The sequence below is a fragment of the Butyricicoccus sp. OF10-2 genome (genome assembly GCF_003481925.1).
Taxonomy (GTDB): domain Bacteria; phylum Bacillota; class Clostridia; order Oscillospirales; family Butyricicoccaceae; genus Agathobaculum; species Agathobaculum butyriciproducens.
In genome coordinates this window covers 1-19,437 of record NZ_QUMC01000039.1, presented here as the reverse complement: position 1 = coordinate 19,437, position 19,437 = coordinate 1, and the positions used below count along the sequence as shown (strand labels likewise).

Genomic DNA, 19,437 nt, shown 5'->3' with positions numbered 1-19,437 from the left:
GCAGCCTGCACAGTAGACCAGTCCTGCGAATAATCCCTGCCGTTCCGCTTTCACGGGACGGCGTTTGTTTTTGCGCAGCTCCTGCACTCTGTCCCATTGTGCCTGAGACGCGATAGCTTCCTGCGTGTCCGGCACGATGAATATATCCTCCGGATTGTTGGGAATCCTCTTTTTCAGCTTGTAGGACTTGGAGTAGGTCTTGAAATTGCAGGTGCATCCGGTGTATTCCTGCCGTTCTATAATGCCGACGATCTGACCATGCGCGAAGTCCGGAACGTCTTTCAGCTTGACCCGGAACCGCCGCAAATGGAGCTGAACGACTACATACGCGAAGCTGTCCGTCACAAAGACCTTGCATACTTTTCCTTCTTCCTGCACCACTTTGAAAAGCGTCTGAACAGCGTGATTTACCGGTTTCTTACCCGCAATGGCATTGACCGCTACGACCCGGCGCGGTTTCTGGACTACAAGCTGGAAGTTCTGCAAATGCTGCTGTACTGCCTGCCGAAGTTCGAACCGGCGCAGGAGACGGAGTTTCTGAAATATGCAAAACATTATATCCAAAACGGGCTGCTGTTCTGCCGTATGATGGACGAAGCCGGTTCCTTTGCCAGTCTTGCGGAGTACCAACGTGTGCGTCAGATCGGTGCGATCTATAACAATTCAGGCAAGAGACGTACAGAGGTCGTTTCCGAGTTCGCCGCCCAAAGCGGATACAAGGACGAAAGCGGATCTGCGGACGAGCTGCTGAGCATTGCCCAGCGCAACCGCAGTATCATTTCCCTCTACCGCACGGAACAGGATGAGGACAGTGAGGAAACCGGCGAGGATGTGACACGCGACGATAGCTGGAACTATGCCGACATCCTCTGGAACGGGATTCAGGCAAAGGCGGTTGCGGCGGCATTTGACCAGCTATCCTATAAAGAGCAATGGTATCTGGAAAAGCGGAACGCCATCTGCTTGACCTGCGGGCGTGTCAGCCCTTTGTCCACGCAGTCTACCTTTGAGGACTTAGCGGTGAATTTCGAGGGTACAGCCGCCAGTGGCGCGGAGCGATTCTACCGGCGGACGCTTGACAAGCTGCGCCTGAAGCTGCCGGAAAGCGGGCTTGTCCATACCGTGACGCTGAAACAGACCGAGTGCCGCAAAAGGAACAAAAAACAGCCGCCGCTGTCTACCTGTATCAGGCGGACAACGACGGCGAATGGGGTGAGATTCGGTTTGATTTTGAAAGCAGCACAGCCGAGATCGTAAAACTGGCAGATTGGGACACAGTAAAGTCCAATGTTTTTGCAAAAGCTGCGATACAATATGTGCGGTATCTTTTAAGGCAGGCATCCACGAAGCAAGTTATCGTCTTGTATGTTAAATAGGCTACGACTTACCGGGTGCTTGCTTTCTTCATGAACTCCAGATAAAGACTGTACAACACAGCACAGACGGGTACGCTGAACAGCATTCCTAAGACGCCGAATGCTTCGCCGCCGATTGTAACAGCCATCAGCACAAGCAGTCCGGGAAGCCCAACGGACTTGCCGACCACCTTGGGATAAATCAGATTACCCTCCACCTGCTGCAAAATGAGCAGAAAGAGAATGAACCACAGAGCCTTGCCGGGTTCTGCCAGCAGGATCAAAAACGCGCCAAGACCGCCGCCAATCCATGCGCCAAAAATCGGTACCAGCGCAGTAACGGCCACAAACGCGGAGACCGCACCAGCATACGGAATCCCAAGGATCAGCATTCCAAAGAAGCACAGAACGCCGATGATGACCGCTTCGGTAAGCTGTCCGCTGACAAAATTTGCAAAGGTTTGGTTGGTCAGAAAGGCAATACTCAGAAGCCGCTGTGCCCTCTTTTGCGGAAGGACTGTCACAATGAGTTTTTTCAAATGTGCCGCGACGACTTCCTTCTTTGCAAGCAAATACAGCGCAAAGACAAGTCCCAAGAGAACATCCACCAAAGCCGACAGGACAGAGGTTGCCGCGCCCCACGTCACGGTGAGGATGCCGCTTCCCTCATCGCTGATCAAGGCGGTGACCTTCTCGATCAACAGGTCGGAGTCTATGGCGTATTCGGGCAGGACAATGTTATATTTTGCAGCAAACCGGACAACGCCTGTCCACCACCGCCCGATTTCCTCCACATAGGCCGGAATGTTTTGAATAAACTCGTCGCCGGACTCCCGCAGGCTGGGGATCATCATAAACACCACGGCAAACAGAATCCCAAGAACGAGCACGGTGCTTGCGCTCAGGCACACAGGGCGGGTCAGCTTTTCAGGAGCCCTTCGGCACACCTTGTTCCAGCAGCATTCCAACGGTCGAAGGACTATGTTAATCAAAAACGCAATTGCGCCACCGATCAGAAATGGCGTGAACAGCGCAAGCACCTTGCCGAGAAAACGCAAAACAGCGTCGAGATTAGCCATCGCCCACACGAATACAACAAACAGTACCAGTGCACGGAGGATATAGCGAATGATCGCTTTGTCCGGCCATTTGATTCCCTGTGGTGTAGAATTCTCGTTTCTGTTACCGGCTGTGTTTTGCGGTTTCTTCGCCATGTTTCTTCCTTTCCACTATTGTGCACAGGCCCATTCAAATCCGAAAGCACTTTTGCAGCGCTTTATACTCACCCATTGCCAGAATCGTTATGTCATCGGACAATACAGTGTCCGGCGTAACGGAAACATCCGTTTTTCCTGCACGCTTGATGCCGAGGATATTGATGCCGAACTTTCGGCGAACATCCAGTTCTCCAACGCTTTTCCCGACCCACGCCTCTGGCACCTGAACTTCAAAGATGGCGTGCTGCTCGTCGATCTCTATATAGTCAAAAATATGGTCGGCAGTGAATCGAATCGCGGCCCATTTTGCCATCTGCATTTCGGGATAGACCACGTTATCTGCGCCGTTGCGGAGCAGAAACTTCGCCTGCACGTCGCGTTCGGCGCGGGATACCACGCATTTTGCGCCCAGCTCTTTCAGCAGCGAGGTGGTTTCCAGCGAGTTCTGGAAGTTGCCGCTGATGGTCACAAAGCAAACGTCAAAATTTCCGATACCGAGCGAACGCAGAAACTCCGCACTGGTGCTGTCGCCGATCTGCGCGTTGGTGACAAACGGAAGCACATCGTTGATTCGCTCCTCGTTGGTATCAACTGCCATGACCTGATGCCCCAGTTGAGAAAGCTGCATGGCGATATGCCGCCCCAAGTGGCCTGCTCCAATCAATAAAACATTTTTCATGGGATAGACAACTCCTTTGCTTATCCAATCGTGATTCTTTCCTGCGGCAGCTTTGCATTGCCGCTTTTTTTGCTGGACACCGCCGCATAAATGAGCGTCAGCCCGCCGACCCTGCCCAGATACATCAGCGCGATCAATACCGCCTGCGAGGGAATGTGCAGCTGCGGCGTAATACCCAGAGTCAGTCCCACGGTGCCCACCGCCGACGCGGTTTCATATAGGCAGGGGGACAGCGGAAGATTCTCATATACGCTGATAAAGACGGCTCCCCCAAAGAACAGCGCAAGGTACATCGTCAGAATGGTCGCGGCGGTTTTGACGGCACTGCAATCGACTCTGCGCCCAAAGAATTGAGCGCTGTCCCGCTGCCGGAAGCTCGCGGCAGCATTGGCAAGCAGAACAGCCAGCGTTGTGGTTTTCATGCCGCCTGCCGTGGAGCCGGGAGAACCGCCGATGAGCATCAGAAGGATCATCACGCCCAGCGATGCGCCGGACATGGCGGGTAGATCGACTGTGTTGAAGCCCGCCGTTCTCGGCGTGACCGATTGGAACAGGGCTGCCTGAACCCGCTCTCTGAGGGGAAGGGCATCAAAGTCCACAAAGAAGAAAAACAGCGCCGGAAAGACGATCAGCGTGAGTGTCGTAACGAGAATGACCTTACTTTGCATTCGATAACGGTGGAAATGCAGCTTGTTTTCGCAAATGTCATCCCATGTCAGAAAACCAATGCCGCCGGTTATGATCAGGAGCATGATCGTGATATTGATCACCGGATTTTGGACATAACCGGTGAGAGAGGGATACAGGTTATGGTTCGTTCCCAGAATGTCAAACCCTGCGTTGCAAAAGGCAGAGATCGAGTGAAATACCGCCATCCATATCCCGTGCCATCCGTAGTCGCGGCAAAACACCGGCAGCATGGCAAGCGCACCGATCAGTTCGATCAGAAATGTTCCCCGCAGAATGAACCGTGTCAGCCGGACGATTCCCCCCACTTTCGGCGCTGAGATGGCGTCCTGCATGGTGCTGCGCTGCATCAGAGAGATCCTTCGCCCAGACAGCAGCGCAAACGATGCCGCCACGGTGACAACACCAAGCCCGCCTATCTGAATCAGCGTCAGGATCACAGCCTGCCCAAAGACCGACCAATAGCTGCCGGTATCCTGCACCACAAGACCCGTTACACAAACAGCGGAGGTCGCGGTGAAGAGTGCTTCATGAAATGGCGTTACGCACCCGGCTGTTGTGGAGAGCGGCAGCATCAGCAGCAGCGCGCCCAGCAGGATCACCCCTGCAAAGTCCAATATGATAATTTGAAAAGACGAAAGGCGGCGCTTTCTACAAACCATTTCTTCCGACATCATCCTCACTCCTTGTGAATTGCGGGATAGATTTATTGTGCGCAGGCCAAACACACGCCGCATTGCCTGACTGTGACAGAGGATACCCGATACACGCTCAGCCCGGAGACCGTGATCTCCAAATTCTGCACAGCGAAGGAATCGCCCTTGACGGGGACTCTATTCAGCTGCTCCATGACCCAGCCGCCGACAGAAACACTGTCCGATTCCAGCTTGACATCAAAGAATTCCATAAAATCTTCCAAACTGACGGAGCAGTCCACACGGTAGGTATTCTCGTCCAGCTTTTCAAAATCTTCTTCCACTTCGTCGTGTTCGTCCCAAATTTCACCAACCAGTTCTTCCAGAATATCCTCCATCGTAACAATACCGAGCGTGCCGCCAAAATCGTCTACAACGACGGCGACATGGGACTTCTGATGCTGGAGCATTTTTAGAATGTCGCGGATCTTCGTGTACTGATAGACGAACAACGGTTCCGTCATGATTGCCGTAATGGGCTGATCCGTCATCTTGCCGTTGATATAGAAGTCCTTCTGATGAAGAACACCGACGATCTGATCGATGGTATCCCGGTAGACCAGCAGACGGGAGAAGCGGGACTGTGTAAAGGCTCTGGCAATTTCCTCGTGGCTCTCGTCGATGTCCACGGCCTCCAATTCGATGCGATGCGTCAGAATTTCCGCCGCCGTCAGGTCGCGGAACTCAAGGGCGTTGCGCAGCAGCTCACCCTCATTTTCGTCAATGCCGCCGTCCTGCTCCACGTCCTCCATGAAAAGGAGCAGTTCCTCGTGGGACATTTTTGCGTCGTCATTTGTCTTGAAGAAGCGAGAAACCAGCTTTTTCCACTGGGAAAAGAGAAAATTCAGCGGTGTCAGCACCCAGATCCAGAGCCGGATAAAGGGCGCACTGAACATGGCAAAGCGCTCCGGCGTGTCCTTTGCAACACTCTTGGGGGTGATCTCACCAAAAATCAAAACAACGATCGTTACGACGACCGTAGAAACCGTCGCGCCGATGTCGCCGTAAAGTCCGACGAACAGAAGTGTGCCGATGGACGCCACCATGATATTGACGATATTGTTGCCGATCAGGATGGTGGAGATCAGCTTGTCATAATCTTCGGACAGCTTGAGCGCCAGCGCTGCCCGCTTGTTTCCGTTGTCCGCCAACACCTTGAGGCGGGTCTTATTCAGAGACGAGAATGCCGTTTCTGTGGCACTGAAATAGGCGGACATGACGATGCAGGCCACCATTGCGAAAATGCTTCCAAAATAATTCATTTCAAACTCCTTTATGTTCTGTTCATACGATCATTTCATGCAAAAAGGGCACACCTATACCCGATACCGCAGCAAAGGGCGCAGATATGCCACATACGAACAGACCATATAAGAGCAGTTACCGTTATCGTCGCTACTGTCATTTTCCACGGATTTCTTCCTCCTTTTTGCTGTGTGCTTATATCATAGCATTTTCCCGGTGTAGATTCGGTAAAGAAACGAGTGTGGCGCAATATCCTCCTTTGAGAAATCTTGAAGCGGTTCCGCTTCTGCGGTATAATAATGCTGCAATAAATTTCAGGAGAAGCATGATGAAGAATCGACAGCGACAAAAGGATATTCTATTTTCGATCCTTATTTTTTGCAGCGCCTTTGCCATCAATTTGCTGATTCAGAAGCTCTTTACCACACAGACACTGGTACCCATGATCTTTGTGTTCGGCGTATTTTTGATCTCGCTGAAAACCCACGGGTATTGCTATGGTATCATTTCGGCCATCATCAGCGTGTTTGCGGTGAATTTCGCCTTCACATATCCCTATTATGCCTTTGACTTTTTCATAGAAGAAAGCATCCTATCCGCTGTCATTATGCTGGTCGTCGCCGTTTCCACCAGCACGCTGAACATTCGCATCCGCGATCAGGAGAAGCTGCGCTCGGAAAACGAAAAAGAGAGAATGAGGGCAATCTGCTGCGGGCGATCTCCCATGACTTGCGCACGCCCCTTACCTCCATATACGGGTCATCCTCCACGCTGATCTCCAAGTATGACGCGCTGCCGAAGGAGCAGCAGCTCAAGCTGTTGGGAGAAATTCAGGAGGACAGCGAATGGCTCATCCGCATGGTGGAAAATCTCCTGTCTGTCACAAGGATCGACGGCGCGAAGGTGGAGGTCGTGAAAACGCCCACCGTTCTGGACGAACTGATCGACTCCGTTTTGATGAAGTTTTCCAAAAAGCATCCGAATCAGAAGGTCATCACACAGATACCGGAGGAATTTGTGGACATTCCCATGGATTCGCTCCTTATTGAACAGGTACTGCTGAATCTTCTGGAAAATGCCGTATTCCACGCAAAAGGCATGACGGAGCTGACGCTTTCCGTTTCTCTTGTGGGGGATAAGGCGGTATTTGAGGTTGCCGACAACGGCTGCGGCATCCCGGATGATGCACTTCAAAAGATTTTCTCCGGAAGTTATGAAAAGTCCGCCGCGCCGGTGGACGGGACCCGCCGCAATATGGGGATCGGACTATCTGTATGCGCTGCCATCGCCAAAGCGCACGGCAGTGACATTACCGCAGAAAACAGAAAGGGCGGCGGTGCGGTATTCCGCTTTGCGCTGGAAAGAGGGGGTGAGGACGATGGGCAATAACAAGTACAAGATCCTGATCGTAGAGGACGAGGCCAACATCCGAAGCTTTATCAAAGCCAATCTGGAAACCAGCGACTATCAGGTGCTCTGCGCGGAGACCTGTGCGCTCGGCATAATGATGTACACCTCCCATCGTCCGGATCTCATCGTTCTGGATCTCGGCCTGCCGGATCGGGATGGTTTGGACTTGATTCAGAAAGTCCGGGAATCGGACACCGTGCCCATCATTGTGCTCTCCGCCCGCTCCAACGAGCGGGATAAGGTAGAAGCCCTGGATCTGGGGGCGAATGATTATATCACAAAGCCCTTTGGCACGGAGGAATTACTGGCCCGCATCCGCGCCGTTCTCCGCAGCCATCGGCACAGCGAAGAGAATGAAAGTACCCCTGGCGGGAAATTCCACCTTCAGGACTTGCTGATCGATTACGATACACGGCAGGTCTTTGTGGGTAAAGAAGAGATCGACCTGACCCAGACGGAGTACAACATCATGGCGTTTCTCTCCGTCCATGCGGGAAAGGTGCTGACGTATGCCGCCATCATCCGCGCGGTCTGGGGGTATTCAGACTATGGCAGCGTCAAGAAGCTGCAAGTCAACATGAAGAACATCCGCAAGAAAATGGGCGTGACGCCTGGTGAAAAGCGCTACATCATCAATGAGCTTGGCGTCGGATACCGGATGCTGGCGGAGGATGAAATTGTTGCTGATTCCTTTCTTTGACGAGCATAAGCTGATTCTACATAATTTTAATTTTTCTTCCGATAAATAGCAGAATAAGGATCAACCGCCCGTTCCTTTCGGAAACGGGCGGTTGCCTTAGCGTTTGTGATCCTTGCACACCAGAATTGTCGGCTGACAGTAGTAAGTTTGAATTAGTTCCTTATCACTGTTAAGCCAAGGCTCGGCTTGCTTTTTTCAATCGTTGTGGGGTTTTTATGTGTTCAATTTCATTTTACAATTTACCACATTTCTTTGATGCTGATCGACCCATTCCTATTTGGGCTGTTTTTGAATCACTGACACTTGGAGAATTTGGAACCTTTTTGCCTGCTCAAATTCAAATGTCAAATTAAAAACTTCGAGTATACTTCACTTGCCAAGCAATCTAGACTCAGATGGAAAAATCACCGAATACATGATTTACGCTGTCAAGAATTTACGAAATGCTGTTGCGCACAACAACACTATTTTTGATACCCGTTTTCAGGCAAGCACAATAAACGGTTGTCTTATTTCACTTCTTGAAACCGAAGTAGGAAAAGAATGAGTAAATTTCAGCTTCTCTATGAATATGAACCGTCGGTTTTACTGAGAAATTACTGCCTTTTTCGGAAAGCACGCTTTCAATGTCCACTTTTTCATTCTCAATATCCACTTTCGCATTTCCCATATCCACTTTTTCTTCATTCAAAAGTCCACTTATATGTAGATTTCGATTATGAAGCTCATTCTTCTCGTTCAGAAGCAGATTCCTGAGAAACGCTTTCATATACTCCGTTGTTTCGTGAATGCCTTTTGGTAGATTCGTATGGCATCATTTATAGCATCAATTCCCCTTGGTATTCAAATTATACCAGAGTTACGGATCACTTTCAATCAGTCACGCTCTTTTTTGACGATCATCGCATTCCATACTTTCTCGGGTCTAAAAAATCCTGTTATCGATTTTACACCGATAACAGGATTTTGATTTCATTATTCTATTTCAGCTTCATCTTTCCCTCCATTCGCATCATCTCATTCTGGGCTTGCGCTTTGGTCACGTTTGCATAAACGCGCATGGTTGTTTCGGCATCTGCGTGTCCCATGATAATCTGGACTGTTTTTACATCTATTCCGTTCAGAATCATCCTCGTACAAAATGTATGACGAAGCATATGACAGGTGATTGGCGGAAGGAGATTTTCCTCTCGGCCTTCTTGTGCTGCCTCGGCGTGTTCCTCCTGATTGTATTTCGCCGTAATTCTTTTAAGCTGACGGTTGATTCGATGGTTGGAGTATACGCGACCATACAGATCACGAAAGACGAAATTAGTATAGCCATCAATAACGATCTGATTATCTGCATTGAAATCATTTCTTCTTTCATACAGCGCCAGCAGCGTGTCCCTCACTTCTGTCAGCATGGGGAGTTCTCGCTTTCCCGTATTACTTTTCGGCACAGTCACAGTATACTTACACGTTCCGTCCAGGGTAACAGTATAATTCATCGTATGATTGATGCTGATCGTATTTTTCTTAAAATCAATATCATCCCAGGTAAGGCCCGCAAGTTCGCCGGAACGAATACCGGTTCCAAGAAATACGGTCAAAACAGGCAGCAATTCACGATAATCCAGCGTATGAGCAACGTAAGAAAGCAACCTATCCTGTTCTTCCTCGGTTAAGGCATCTCTGTATTTCGGCTCCCAGTCCTTTCTTTTCTTGAACTCCTGATAAACACCGTCAACCGGATTAGCGGCGATATAATGCTCTCGACAGGCCAGCTCAAACACCGGATGGATTACATTGTTCAGATTTCCAAGCGTAGAAAGGCTCAAGCCATGTTTGAGCCTGCTGATATAGAACTGCTTCACATCAGAATATCGAACAGATTGGATCGGTCTTTTTCCCCACTCGTTCTTTACATGCTTGTTATAAAGATAAATGTACCGGACCAGCGTTGTTTCCGCAATCTCGCATTTCATAGAAATATATTCTTGCCAAAACGCATTGACCGTTTTCGTCTTCTTAGGCATTGCTTTTGTGCGCCGGTCGGTAATCCTGTTCTCCATGTCACGCAGACATTCCGGATTTGTATCCCCTTTGGGTGGCTGATCTTCCGGGAGCAGCTTCCAGTTGGTTATGCTTTTGCGAACCCCGTTCTCGTCCGTATATCGGAATGTATAGCTGCCGTTTCTGATCTGAGCTTCTCCGGTCAGAAGCAGACGTCCCTTATTATCTCTTCGTTCCCTGGCCATTTCAGCACCTCACGATTCAGTGTTGTTATTACTAAACAGCTGAACCTCATTATTCAAATATTCTTCAAACATTTTTCGTTTGAAGAATACCCGTCCGCCGTTCCAGATCAGATACTTGGCATACTTATCCTTTGCAATGATCTGTCGAAGTCTTCTTGTACCGATGTGGAAGTATTCAGCTGCTTCGGATAATGACAAAGCGTATTTCTCCCAGATTGGAACCTTCTTCATGTTATAAGCGACATTTTCATGAGTGGAATACATATCACTTCTCGCCTGCTGAAGATCCTCAGCTCTCTCCTCCTTCATGGTATCTTTTGTTCTTTTAGTTTTTCCTCTGCTCTCAGCCGGGGCATAATCGATTTCATCCTCCCGCTCTGCTTCCCGTTTCTTTCTGGGGCGCTGCATCTCTGGTTCTGCCTCCCTCAGCTCTTGTTCCAAAAGAATCCGCAACAACAATCTCATATCATCTGTCATCTTAATTTTCTCCTCTTCAGCAAGTTATATTTCTCCCTGCACAGCGCTATATCGTCTGCCGCAGCCGTCTTAATATGTACATGATGCTCTTTCAAAATCGTTCGGATAAATGCTGCCACATCTTCTGCCGACTTGAATGGCTCATACAGGATATAGCGAACATCTTGCAGCTCGCAAATATACCTCTTAACCTTCTGCTCATGATTTCGCTCATCGGTACTTCTTTCTTCGATAGCCAGATTCAACTCCGGGATATACATTTCCATGCGGATTCCCGTCAAGTCATCTTTGTCGAACTCCACTTTCAAATGGTTTTGTCCTGAATACAGCATGACAAGCAGTTTGGGAAGCACATAAACAAACTCCTGCTCGCACTTTGGACATGGCACTTTTCGCATCGTTCGATCATAAATTTTGGCTTTCCATTCATGACCGCAGCTGCTTTTCCACCAGTATTCCTGCTTTGACAAGGCCGAAACCTGATCTGGTGTAATTGTTCCGTTCTTCTCGCAATTCCACTCTGCTGCTATTGCCGGGTGGGTCTTTGACAGGCTGTTCAGGTTTTCTTCTACCACACGTCCAGCGCAGTACGGGCATCTGCTGCCATCAATTCTTGATGAAATCCACGCGCTGTACTCTCCTCCGCAGGTGGGCAATGCCACCAGAAAAGCCCCGCCTTGCTTGATGTAACTGCATCTGCTCCGACCTTATTCTTCTCTGACCACTTCTTAGCAAGCTGCGGGTACTGTGAAGCAAAGTCGTTAAAGCCTTTCAGTAGTTTATGATTCTCGCAGTAGGGACAGCCATGCCCATCCGATCTGCTGGAAATCAGAGCATACCATTCATGCCCACATTTTCCTTTCCACCACGCTTTCTTATTGCTGAATGCTGTTACCTCGTCTGGTCGTAATGGATAGTTTTTATCCGACCACTCTGCCGCGATCTCCGGAAACCTCGATGCAAGGTCATTAAAACCGGCAAGCACACGATTTCCGGAACAGTACGGACAACCGGGAGAATTTTTTCCGGTTCGGCTATGAGGACTTGCCTGCCATTCGTGTCCGCACTCTCCACGCCACCAAACCTTTTTATTAGAACCATAACTGATATCTTTCGGCAGCGAAGGAAAATTGCGCGTTGACCACTGTTTTGCGATCTCTGGGCCCATGATTTCCAGACTGTTTTTCATTTTTCTCACCTCGCTTTCCTTTAACGAGATTCAGTATAGACGAAAAAATTCAATATGAGAAATGTGCGAATTTGAAAACGGGACCTGTCAGGCGATTTTTCATCGCCCTGGCAGATCCTGTTTTGTGCTTATATATTTTGTACCTGTCGCTCTCCCGTCCGGATATAGTTACTGTAGGTTAAAATCTCCCTCTTTTTCATTTCGTTCGACACCGTAACATAAATCTGGAGAGTGGTGGTTACATCCGCATGGCCTAGCACTGATTGTACGACCTTTACATTCAGTCCAGACTCGCACATACGCGTTGCAAAAGTATGCCGCAGTACATGACAGCTGAAACATGGGAGGAGCACCGGCTCATCGTCAATGTCATTGTTTTCAAGGATTTCGCCATTACAATCGCGCATGATTCTGCGCAGTGCCTTATTCAGTGTTCCCTGATGCTGTACCTCTCCGAATCGGTTGACGAAGATAAAATCAGAATAACCTTCGATATGGCTGACACTAATGATATTATTTTCTTCTTGATACTCTTTCTCCATCTTAAATGCTTCGACAACGCCCTCTGTCATTGGAATTTCGCGGATACCAGCCTTGGTTTTTGGCGTATTGATAGAGAAATAGCAGCCATGCTCATCACGATGATTGTAATAGACCAGAGTATGGTTCACGTTGATAAGTCCTGTCTTGAAATCCACATCACACCAGCGCAGGCCGGTAATCTCGCCAACACGCATCCCGGTGTTTGCCATGATATAAAAGACCGGATACCAGTGATTGTAGCGCGGCGAATTCCTGAGATATTCAAGGAAGATCCTTTCCTGCTCAACGGTCAACGCCTTTCGCTTTTCCACCTCGTGACCATGTGCCGATTTCAGCTCACGCAGCATATTGTCGGTCGGATTATTCCGGATCATATCATCATCGACAGCGATTGCAAAGACCTGATGGAGCACGTTATGAATGCCGTCCAAAGTAGAGATTTTCAAGATGCGCTCATCAACAAGCTGATTGTAGAACCGGCGTACATCTGATTTCTTAACCTGTGTCAGCTTTTTCTTTCCGAAAGTTGGCTTCACGAACATCTCATACATATAAATGTAGTTCTTCATCGTACTGCCTTTAACGCCTCTTTTCACCTGAACCCACAGGTCAAAGAGGTCATTTACGGTGATGTTCTTCACATTCGTTTTAATACCGTCATGCCGGTCTACGATGATCTGTTCTTCCTGCTCTCGCAAATCAGCCAGCGTGGGAGCATATACTGCATGGCGTTTTCCGACTTTATCCGTCCAGCGGTAAACATAGGTGCCATTATCTTTTTCACTTTCGCCTGTGCGTAGCCTGATATGCTTACTGTCAAAGCGAACGCCGTTCTTTGATTTGACTTTCTTCTTTGATACCATTGTTTTTCCCTTCCTTCATCAAATTTCTCTTACGGGAATAGCATAAACAATGACGTCCCGTTTTCCCAATGTACAAATGCAGTGGTCGGAAGCAAATCACACAGTTGCATTAGACGGAGTATGCGTTCTCCAAATACTCATCCAGTTTCCGGCGCTTAATCATTCGCCTGTTTCCAACCCACATGACATAATCGCAGGTCGGCTCATCTGTCATTTCTCTCAGCTTTCTGACACCAATGCCGGTATAGGCAGCAGCTTCTTCCAGCGTGATTGTTGCCCGTTCCCATACGGGAACCAGGTTGTTTTTTTCTTCTCTATTCATTTTCTTTTACCTCCTGCTGTTCGTTTCTCCGCATAGTCCTGATAATTTGTGTAACGGTATTCACACCAGTCATATTCTCTCGACTTAAAAAACTTCTTTCGGATAGCATCATAAAAATGCTGAATCGCTCTGAGGTTGATGTCTTTCGTAAGGACTAAATCCCTGACCGTAATCTTTTCAAGCTGTCTGTGAATTTTTCTCCAGCCGGTGTAGTCGAAGTGCTGATTCATTGCCCCGCAGTACATTGCCTCGTCTTCTGTGATATTCGGATTCAGACTGCGATACAGGCAAACGATAATTTCCTCGACTCGTACTGCATCGAGCAGGTTCATATTCAGCAGATCAAAGACGCGCATATCCAGGACCTGATCCAAATGTTCAAAACCAAGCGAATCGAAGTAATTCGACACAGTACGGTTTACAACAGCCTGCCAGTCATCAATTACCACAGAGGCATTCAATTCGACATTCATCGTCACACCTCGTCTTTCTGCAACGAGCGCAAACCAAGACTGATAGCCGCTGCTGCATCAACCCGGCGCATAACGCTTTTGTTTACGTGTCCGATCTTATCTCCCAGTCTGCACTTATCGACCGTCCGCAGCTGTTCCAGCAAAACCAGAGAGGGACGTACACCACTCTCTCGACCTACATGCACATGAGTCGGCAAAATGTTTTTCCTGATATTGCTGGTCAGCGGTGCAACAACAACCGTCGGACTATAACGATTACCAACATCATTCTGAACGACGACTACTGGACGAAAGCCAGCCTGCTCAGAGCCAGCCGCCGCACCCAGCTCGGCATAGAGAATATCTCCGCGCAAGATGGGACTTCTCTTGTAAGTATTCATATCGACCCTCCTCAAATTTGTCCTCTCACTAATCAACTACAACCTTCGAGTCCAAAAACTGATAATCATTTTTGAAAAAATTCAAAATAAATTTTTCAAACAGCTTTACGCGGTATCTTGCCTGATGTTCCGGAATATCATATTTTTCCCTTAAATAGCTGCATGCCTTATGTTTTCTGCCATTCAAATAGAATCTGAGAACCTCATTCGCCCATGGCTTCCAGTTTTCAAGCGCAGCACGCAGCTGGCGCATAGTTTCTTTCTCAACTACAGCCTTCTCTACGCAAAAGCTGTCTGCAACAAAGTCAGTCAAAGCACCTGCATCTTCGTTTGCACAAAGCGTGTCTGTAGACAGAAACTTATACTTTCTTTTTGCATTCTGAATTTTGTTTCTGTAAGTTTGCTTGCTGTTCCACTTCTGATAATCCGGCAAGCCTGTTTCGATGTACATGACATCCAATCCATCCGTATCAGCAATTACATCCTTGGTAAACAGCCGGCGTTCCTGTAAAGGCAGTTCCTTATTCTTAATCAGTATCTGCGTGAATTCCTCCTGAGAGGCAATCCGCATTCCCATACTTGTATTCTCTCGATCAACAAAGACCAGCACAGTCGTTTTCATCTTGCAATCTCCTTTGAATTTTTTTGAAAAATCAAAGGTGATCACGGATATGCGGCGATTAGCGCCAGCCAGTAAAAACGCTCATTTCGTTCCTTTCTGGAACCAAATGAGCGCAAAAAGCCACTTGATCTGCTAACCTATCGCCACAATGATCGAACCGTGCTTTCTAAAGCACAGGTTGCAAATCAAGTGGCGCAATGGAAGTCAGCACATCAAGTGGCTCCGGGGCACAATCTTGTTACTCCATATTCAATTCAATCTGCTTATGCGGTATACAGCCGAAAGGCAATCGGTGGAAACACTACTTCCTCACCGCAGTTCGGGCATTTTGCCCTTGAAGGGCCATGTTCCCCCCGATACAAAATCTCGATCTTATGCTCACAGTATGGGCAGAGCCGCGCAACGCTGGTGCCGAAAGCCGCCATGCTGAACTGAAGTTTCAATTCTTCCTGCTCCGCCTTCACCTGCGCATAGCGTTCCGGGTCCTGCGTCTTTACATCAAGTCTTGCCATATTGAAATACCTCCTCTGAGAATCTATCTATCTGTTTCATCACAGCAACTATCGATTAAACTGTACGGATTATTCAGGTCGTTTCGATCTACCAGGCCCAGCTGCTTCATTCGAATTGCCAGCGCCGTTTTGGAGACCCCCATCTTATCTGCAATCTGCGAAAATGCTTCATACTGCCTTGCCGCAAATATTCGATTGACCATACGCATTTTCTTTCCTAAGCCATACTCCTGCATATACTGCAGGATCAGGTCTTTGGGCATCAGCACTGCTGAAGCCAGCATATTGGTACGCCATTCTTCCCAGTCTGGCGTCACGTTTCGTGGTGCAAAACGCAGGCTGTAATAGACTCTGCGCAGCTGAACGCCTAAATAGGTTTCTGGATACAGCATTCCGTATACCAGATGGCAGGCTTCGTGCATAAGCGTGAAATTGTGACGCCCGATATTTGCGTTTTCGCTTCTCAAACTCTCGTCAACGAAAACCGTCCTGCCGTCCAAGGGCGCATATACCGGGTGCTCAACATCATCAAACACCTGAATCTGAACCGGAAGCATACAAGTCAGGCCCAGCACATGCCCAAACCGCGATAATTTATGATATGCGATCTGGAGACCCAGCACATTGCTTGTCACAATTTCAGGATCGATTCTCGTTAATTTTCGATTCTGCTGAGCACAGTACCGGTGATATGCCCGCACGATGCGTTCGGCAATCGTCTCGATTTCTTGAACCGTCAGGTAGGGCATAGCCGGCACCTCCTACACATGAAGGGTTTTGGCTTCTACAAACCACAAGCCTTCATCTTCAAAGAGGAATGTACGATGCTGTCCGATCCGGATGGAGTACCGAATGCCGGTTCCTCCGACTTTACTGGCGGCGGCTCTCTTTCTGCCTAACACCTGGTCGATCTCATAGGTCTTGCCATCGGAGAACTTGATGGATAGCGGTATACTGCCGCCATCCTTCGTATGGCGCACCAGAGTATCTACATAGACTTTTTCCCAATTAACTGTCTGTTCCATAGTCTTTACTCCAAAGATTTATCTTTTTCCTACTGATACATTAGTCCTGGCATTTTTACACTATCGCGTCCGTCATTCGGCATCTTCAGATTGCCAAGCAGGCCGGCATATGTTAGAGATTTTTTTCCGAAACGACGACGCAGATCTTCGATCGCATCCTCCAGTCGAACTCTGCGATCTCTCCGCTCATAATCGACCATCAGTGAAAGCTGCTCCTCCGTTGTCTGAGGTATCAGGTCGATTGCGCGAATGGTGATTGCGCGAACTTTTTCAGTCCATATATAACGCTCTTTGAATAGTTGGAAGCCTGCTGCGGCTATTTCAGAGGGCAGCTGCGTTTTGAACGGCAGTTTGTACTGATACTGGGTACTGTAAAGACTCTTGTTTCGCACAAAAATCTGAACACCGGTAGCTGCCAGCCCATGTACGCGCAAGCGGTGGCCAACATCCTGGCTTAATTCCAGCAGCACATGAAATACTTCATCCTCGTTATCAAGGTCAGCCGTACAGGTAATGCCATGTCCTACTGACTTGATCGGACTGACAAAATCCTTCTGCATCACGCGGGACTCGTCCGTACCGTTTGCATATCGCCAGAGCTTCAGGCCGTTGATGCCGAACATATATTTCAGCGTGCTCGGCTCCGTTGCAGCCAGATCACCGATTGTCTTGATACCGTAGCTGCCAGCTTCTTCGTTGTGGCGCTGCCTACATAGAGCAGCTCTGATGCGGCCAGTGGCCAAATGTTCTCCTTGAAGTTCTGCTTTGTGATTTCGGTAATTGCATCCGGTTTCTTCAGATCGCTGCCCAGCTTGGCAAATATCTTATTGAACGATACGCCAATACTCACCGTCAGCCCCAGTTCTTCCTTCACCGACTGCCGGATCTCCTCTGCAATCTCCAATGGTTTGCCATATATATCGCAGCCGGTCACATCCAGCCAGCATTCGTCCATTCCAAACGGCTCCACCAAATCGGTGTAACGGTAATAGATCTCATGTGCCAGCTTTGAATACTTCAAATACTGATCATACTGCGGCGGAACAAGAATCAGGTCTTTACATCGCTGCTTTGCCTCCCAGTTTACCATGCCGGTTTTGACCCCAGCTCGCTTTGCAAGCTCTGACTTTGCCAAAACAATTCCATGCCGGTTCTCTGTTGAGCCACACACCGCAACCGCTTTGCCTCGCAGTTTGGGATCAAGCATCATTTCAACCGATGCGTAGAACGAGTTCATATCACTATGCAGTATCGCACGGTCAGCATTCATTGCCACTCACCTCGCTTTCTGTGCTTTAAGCATATCATTTCGTTATACGATATGTCAATCGTGCATTTGTATCGCTATATTCAATTCTTTCTTGACTCTGCTCTTTCTGACTTATATAATATAAGCATAAACACAGAGGGAGGAACAGACCATGAAAAAGGCTAACCGTTCCAGCAAAATTATCAACTTCAAAGATTTCAATGCCGGCTATAATGCTGTTTCTGAAAGGGAAGATAATATCATCGGTAAAAAAATTGCAGATTTCCGTGCTGCAAATAAAATGAGTCTGACCGATCTGCGTATACTGCTTGAAATCTATGGTATATCTATAACCAACGCTTCTATCAGCAAATGGGAAACAGGAGCTTCTGTTCCGAACATCTATCAGTTCATTGCCGTTATGCAGGCTCTTGGCATAGACGAAAATATCTCCTTCTTCACCCGTGCTGCCGCACATCTTAACCCAGAAGGATTACGGAAGCTGCGCGAGTATCGTGACGATCTGATAGCTACCGGAAAATACAGAGTCGTTGCTAGGCACTCCTATGAAGAGGAATGCATTGATATGCCGATCAGCACGCTTTCCGTTTCGGCTGGTACTGGTACATTTCTCAATGAAGAGAATTTTGAAACTATTTCTTTTCCAAAGAGTGCAGTCCCTGACCGTGCTGATTTTGGTGTTCGTGTCTGCGGCGATAGTATGGAGCCGGTTTATCACGATGGTCAAATCGCATGGATTCAGGAATGCAGTGAACTGTCCCCAGGCGAGGTCGGCATCTTTATGTATGACGGCGACGGCTACATCAAGATGTATGATGAGCAGGAACCTTGTGAAGCCGAACGTTACGATTTTACTGACAGTGACGGCACACTCCATATGCAGTCTGTTCTGATTTCGTACAATAAAAAATACGAGCCGAAGCTCGTATCTCCATTAGTTAGATTTTCTATTGTAGGCCGTGTACTGAACTAATTTCCAATTAACCTCAGAGGAGGTCCTTGACTTGAATACTATTAGCCGTGTGCAGGAACTTGCTGACGAACGCGGACTTACCCTTTGTCAGCTCTCTAAAATATGTGATTTGTCCGAAGCCACAATCCGCACTGCTAAGAAACGCGGTAATCAGCTAAGTGTGGATACCATAGAGCGTATCTGCGAGGCACTGGATATATCGCTTAGTGATTTTTTTGCAGAAACCTTACCCAAATAAATTCGCTATACGCATGAGCTTCTATCTCCACTTTCGTAACCATCTAATCTATCCTCGCCAAGAAAAATACTGGATACCATTGCCTGTCGCTTTTCTGTATAGTAATCTCCGATCTTTTCATTGAAAAAAGCAAAGTGGTGTAAAGATTAATGATCTTTGTATTGGCACCGAAAATATATTTATTTCTCCGCGGCTTTTCTTCCAGGATGGGAGAGTGCCGCGGAGAATTTTTTGCGAAGAAAGAATTGCTATAACTTTCGTAATTCCGGGAAAACCTTTATCTAAGAAAAAAATACAATATTAACATGAATATCATGAATAT

General features: G+C 48.1%; 26 protein-coding genes. 6 read left to right on the top strand and 20 right to left on the bottom strand.

Annotated elements, in window-relative coordinates:
• Positions 1-345: recombinase family protein (locus DXB00_RS14950; protein WP_243107249.1), on the bottom strand; the 345-nt coding region annotated here is incomplete at its 3' end.
• Here DXB00_RS14950 and DXB00_RS17530 point away from each other — a divergent pair.
• Positions 307-1,257 (top strand): hypothetical protein, encoded by a 951-nt coding sequence (locus tag DXB00_RS17530; RefSeq protein WP_243107248.1) that lies wholly within the window; start codon positions 307-309, stop codon positions 1,255-1,257. The genes DXB00_RS14950 and DXB00_RS17530 overlap by 39 nt on opposite strands.
• 127 nt (positions 1,258-1,384) lie before the next feature.
• Here the strand turns inward: DXB00_RS17530 and DXB00_RS14940 are convergent, their stop codons facing one another.
• Genes DXB00_RS14940 through DXB00_RS14925 form a run of 4 tightly spaced genes read right to left on the bottom strand, consistent with a single transcriptional unit; the run spans position 1,385 to position 5,895 of the window.
• Positions 1,385-2,569, bottom strand: coding sequence for an AI-2E family transporter (locus tag DXB00_RS14940; RefSeq protein ID WP_118730366.1), 1,185 nt, complete (start codon positions 2,567-2,569; stop codon positions 1,385-1,387).
• A gap of 34 nt (positions 2,570-2,603) precedes the next feature.
• Complete coding sequence (locus DXB00_RS14935; protein WP_118730365.1) at positions 2,604-3,251, bottom strand: potassium channel family protein; 648 nt, start codon at positions 3,249-3,251, stop codon at positions 2,604-2,606.
• Positions 3,252-3,271: 20 nt separating this feature from the next.
• Complete coding sequence (locus tag DXB00_RS14930) at positions 3,272-4,612, bottom strand: TrkH family potassium uptake protein (RefSeq protein ID WP_118730364.1); 1,341 nt, start codon at positions 4,610-4,612, stop codon at positions 3,272-3,274.
• 32 nt (positions 4,613-4,644) lie between these two features.
• The gene (locus DXB00_RS14925) at positions 4,645-5,895 is read right to left on the bottom strand and encodes an HlyC/CorC family transporter (RefSeq protein ID WP_118730363.1); all 1,251 of its coding nucleotides are present in this window, start codon (positions 5,893-5,895) and stop codon (positions 4,645-4,647) included.
• 311 nt (positions 5,896-6,206) lie between these two features.
• Between DXB00_RS14925 and DXB00_RS17525 the strand changes: the two genes are divergently transcribed.
• Genes DXB00_RS17525 through DXB00_RS14915 form a run of 3 tightly spaced genes read left to right on the top strand, consistent with a single transcriptional unit; the run spans position 6,207 to position 7,988 of the window.
• On the top strand, positions 6,207-6,653 hold the full coding sequence (locus DXB00_RS17525) for a DUF4118 domain-containing protein (protein ID WP_243107247.1): 447 nt from the start codon (positions 6,207-6,209) through the stop codon (positions 6,651-6,653).
• Complete coding sequence (locus DXB00_RS17520; protein ID WP_243107246.1) at positions 6,608-7,267, top strand: sensor histidine kinase; 660 nt, start codon at positions 6,608-6,610, stop codon at positions 7,265-7,267. The genes DXB00_RS17525 and DXB00_RS17520 overlap by 46 nt, the downstream gene beginning before the upstream one ends.
• On the top strand, positions 7,257-7,988 hold the full coding sequence (locus DXB00_RS14915; protein ID WP_118730361.1) for a response regulator transcription factor: 732 nt from the start codon (positions 7,257-7,259) through the stop codon (positions 7,986-7,988). Before DXB00_RS17520 ends, DXB00_RS14915 begins: the two co-directional genes overlap by 11 nt.
• Before the next feature lie 514 nt (positions 7,989-8,502).
• Here DXB00_RS14915 and DXB00_RS16760 read toward each other — a convergent pair.
• The 15 genes from DXB00_RS16760 to DXB00_RS17505 all read right to left on the bottom strand — a co-directional run bounded on the left by DXB00_RS16760 (position 8,503) and on the right by DXB00_RS17505 (position 17,904).
• Positions 8,503-8,757 (bottom strand): hypothetical protein, encoded by a 255-nt coding sequence (locus tag DXB00_RS16760; RefSeq protein WP_243022776.1) that lies wholly within the window; start codon positions 8,755-8,757, stop codon positions 8,503-8,505.
• Between the two features lie 211 nt (positions 8,758-8,968).
• Positions 8,969-10,228: a site-specific integrase gene (locus DXB00_RS14905; RefSeq protein ID WP_118730360.1), complete on the bottom strand. Its 1,260-nt coding sequence runs from the start codon at positions 10,226-10,228 to the stop codon at positions 8,969-8,971.
• Between the two features lie 9 nt (positions 10,229-10,237).
• Positions 10,238-10,705: an excisionase gene (locus DXB00_RS17515; protein WP_243022775.1), complete on the bottom strand. Its 468-nt coding sequence runs from the start codon at positions 10,703-10,705 to the stop codon at positions 10,238-10,240.
• Positions 10,702-11,367: a zinc-ribbon domain-containing protein gene (locus tag DXB00_RS14895; RefSeq protein WP_158581334.1), complete on the bottom strand. Its 666-nt coding sequence runs from the start codon at positions 11,365-11,367 to the stop codon at positions 10,702-10,704. Before DXB00_RS14895 ends, DXB00_RS17515 begins: the two co-directional genes overlap by 4 nt.
• On the bottom strand, positions 11,274-11,894 hold the full coding sequence (locus DXB00_RS14890; protein WP_147359228.1) for a zinc-ribbon domain-containing protein: 621 nt from the start codon (positions 11,892-11,894) through the stop codon (positions 11,274-11,276). Before DXB00_RS14890 ends, DXB00_RS14895 begins: the two co-directional genes overlap by 94 nt.
• A gap of 128 nt (positions 11,895-12,022) precedes the next feature.
• Positions 12,023-13,300 (bottom strand): tyrosine-type recombinase/integrase, encoded by a 1,278-nt coding sequence (locus DXB00_RS14885; protein WP_118730358.1) that lies wholly within the window; start codon positions 13,298-13,300, stop codon positions 12,023-12,025.
• A gap of 109 nt (positions 13,301-13,409) precedes the next feature.
• Positions 13,410-13,622 carry an excisionase gene (locus tag DXB00_RS14880; RefSeq protein WP_118730357.1) on the bottom strand — a complete coding sequence of 71 codons (213 nt, stop codon included), beginning with the start codon at positions 13,620-13,622 and terminating at the stop codon, positions 13,410-13,412.
• On the bottom strand, positions 13,619-14,095 hold the full coding sequence (locus tag DXB00_RS14875; protein WP_110436395.1) for a hypothetical protein: 477 nt from the start codon (positions 14,093-14,095) through the stop codon (positions 13,619-13,621). Before DXB00_RS14875 ends, DXB00_RS14880 begins: the two co-directional genes overlap by 4 nt.
• Before the next feature lie 2 nt (positions 14,096-14,097).
• Complete coding sequence (locus DXB00_RS14870; RefSeq protein WP_110436394.1) at positions 14,098-14,475, bottom strand: type II toxin-antitoxin system PemK/MazF family toxin; 378 nt, start codon at positions 14,473-14,475, stop codon at positions 14,098-14,100.
• Positions 14,476-14,503: 28 nt separating this feature from the next.
• Positions 14,504-15,097, bottom strand: coding sequence for a hypothetical protein (locus DXB00_RS14865; RefSeq protein ID WP_118730356.1), 594 nt, complete (start codon positions 15,095-15,097; stop codon positions 14,504-14,506).
• Positions 15,098-15,360: 263 nt separating this feature from the next.
• Positions 15,361-15,609 carry a hypothetical protein gene (locus tag DXB00_RS14860; protein ID WP_110436392.1) on the bottom strand — a complete coding sequence of 83 codons (249 nt, stop codon included), beginning with the start codon at positions 15,607-15,609 and terminating at the stop codon, positions 15,361-15,363.
• A 23-nt stretch (positions 15,610-15,632) separates the two neighbouring features.
• A complete protein-coding gene (locus DXB00_RS14855) occupies positions 15,633-16,358 on the bottom strand; it encodes an ImmA/IrrE family metallo-endopeptidase (RefSeq protein WP_118730355.1) in 726 nt (241 codons plus the stop codon).
• A 12-nt stretch (positions 16,359-16,370) separates the two neighbouring features.
• Positions 16,371-16,634, bottom strand: coding sequence for a hypothetical protein (locus tag DXB00_RS14850; RefSeq protein WP_118730354.1), 264 nt, complete (start codon positions 16,632-16,634; stop codon positions 16,371-16,373).
• A 29-nt stretch (positions 16,635-16,663) separates the two neighbouring features.
• Complete coding sequence (locus DXB00_RS17510; RefSeq protein ID WP_243107245.1) at positions 16,664-17,257, bottom strand: DinB/UmuC family translesion DNA polymerase; 594 nt, start codon at positions 17,255-17,257, stop codon at positions 16,664-16,666.
• Between the two features lie 5 nt (positions 17,258-17,262).
• Positions 17,263-17,904 (bottom strand): DNA polymerase Y family protein, encoded by a 642-nt coding sequence (locus DXB00_RS17505; protein WP_243107244.1) that lies wholly within the window; start codon positions 17,902-17,904, stop codon positions 17,263-17,265.
• 151 nt (positions 17,905-18,055) lie between these two features.
• On the opposite strand from DXB00_RS17505, the gene DXB00_RS14840 reads away from it, so the two are divergent.
• Together DXB00_RS14840 and DXB00_RS14835 are read left to right on the top strand one after the other, a co-directional pair.
• Positions 18,056-18,877 carry an XRE family transcriptional regulator gene (locus tag DXB00_RS14840; protein WP_119215126.1) on the top strand — a complete coding sequence of 274 codons (822 nt, stop codon included), beginning with the start codon at positions 18,056-18,058 and terminating at the stop codon, positions 18,875-18,877.
• A 31-nt stretch (positions 18,878-18,908) separates the two neighbouring features.
• On the top strand, positions 18,909-19,115 hold the full coding sequence (locus tag DXB00_RS14835; RefSeq protein ID WP_110436387.1) for a helix-turn-helix domain-containing protein: 207 nt from the start codon (positions 18,909-18,911) through the stop codon (positions 19,113-19,115).
• Positions 19,116-19,437 lie beyond the last annotated feature (322 nt).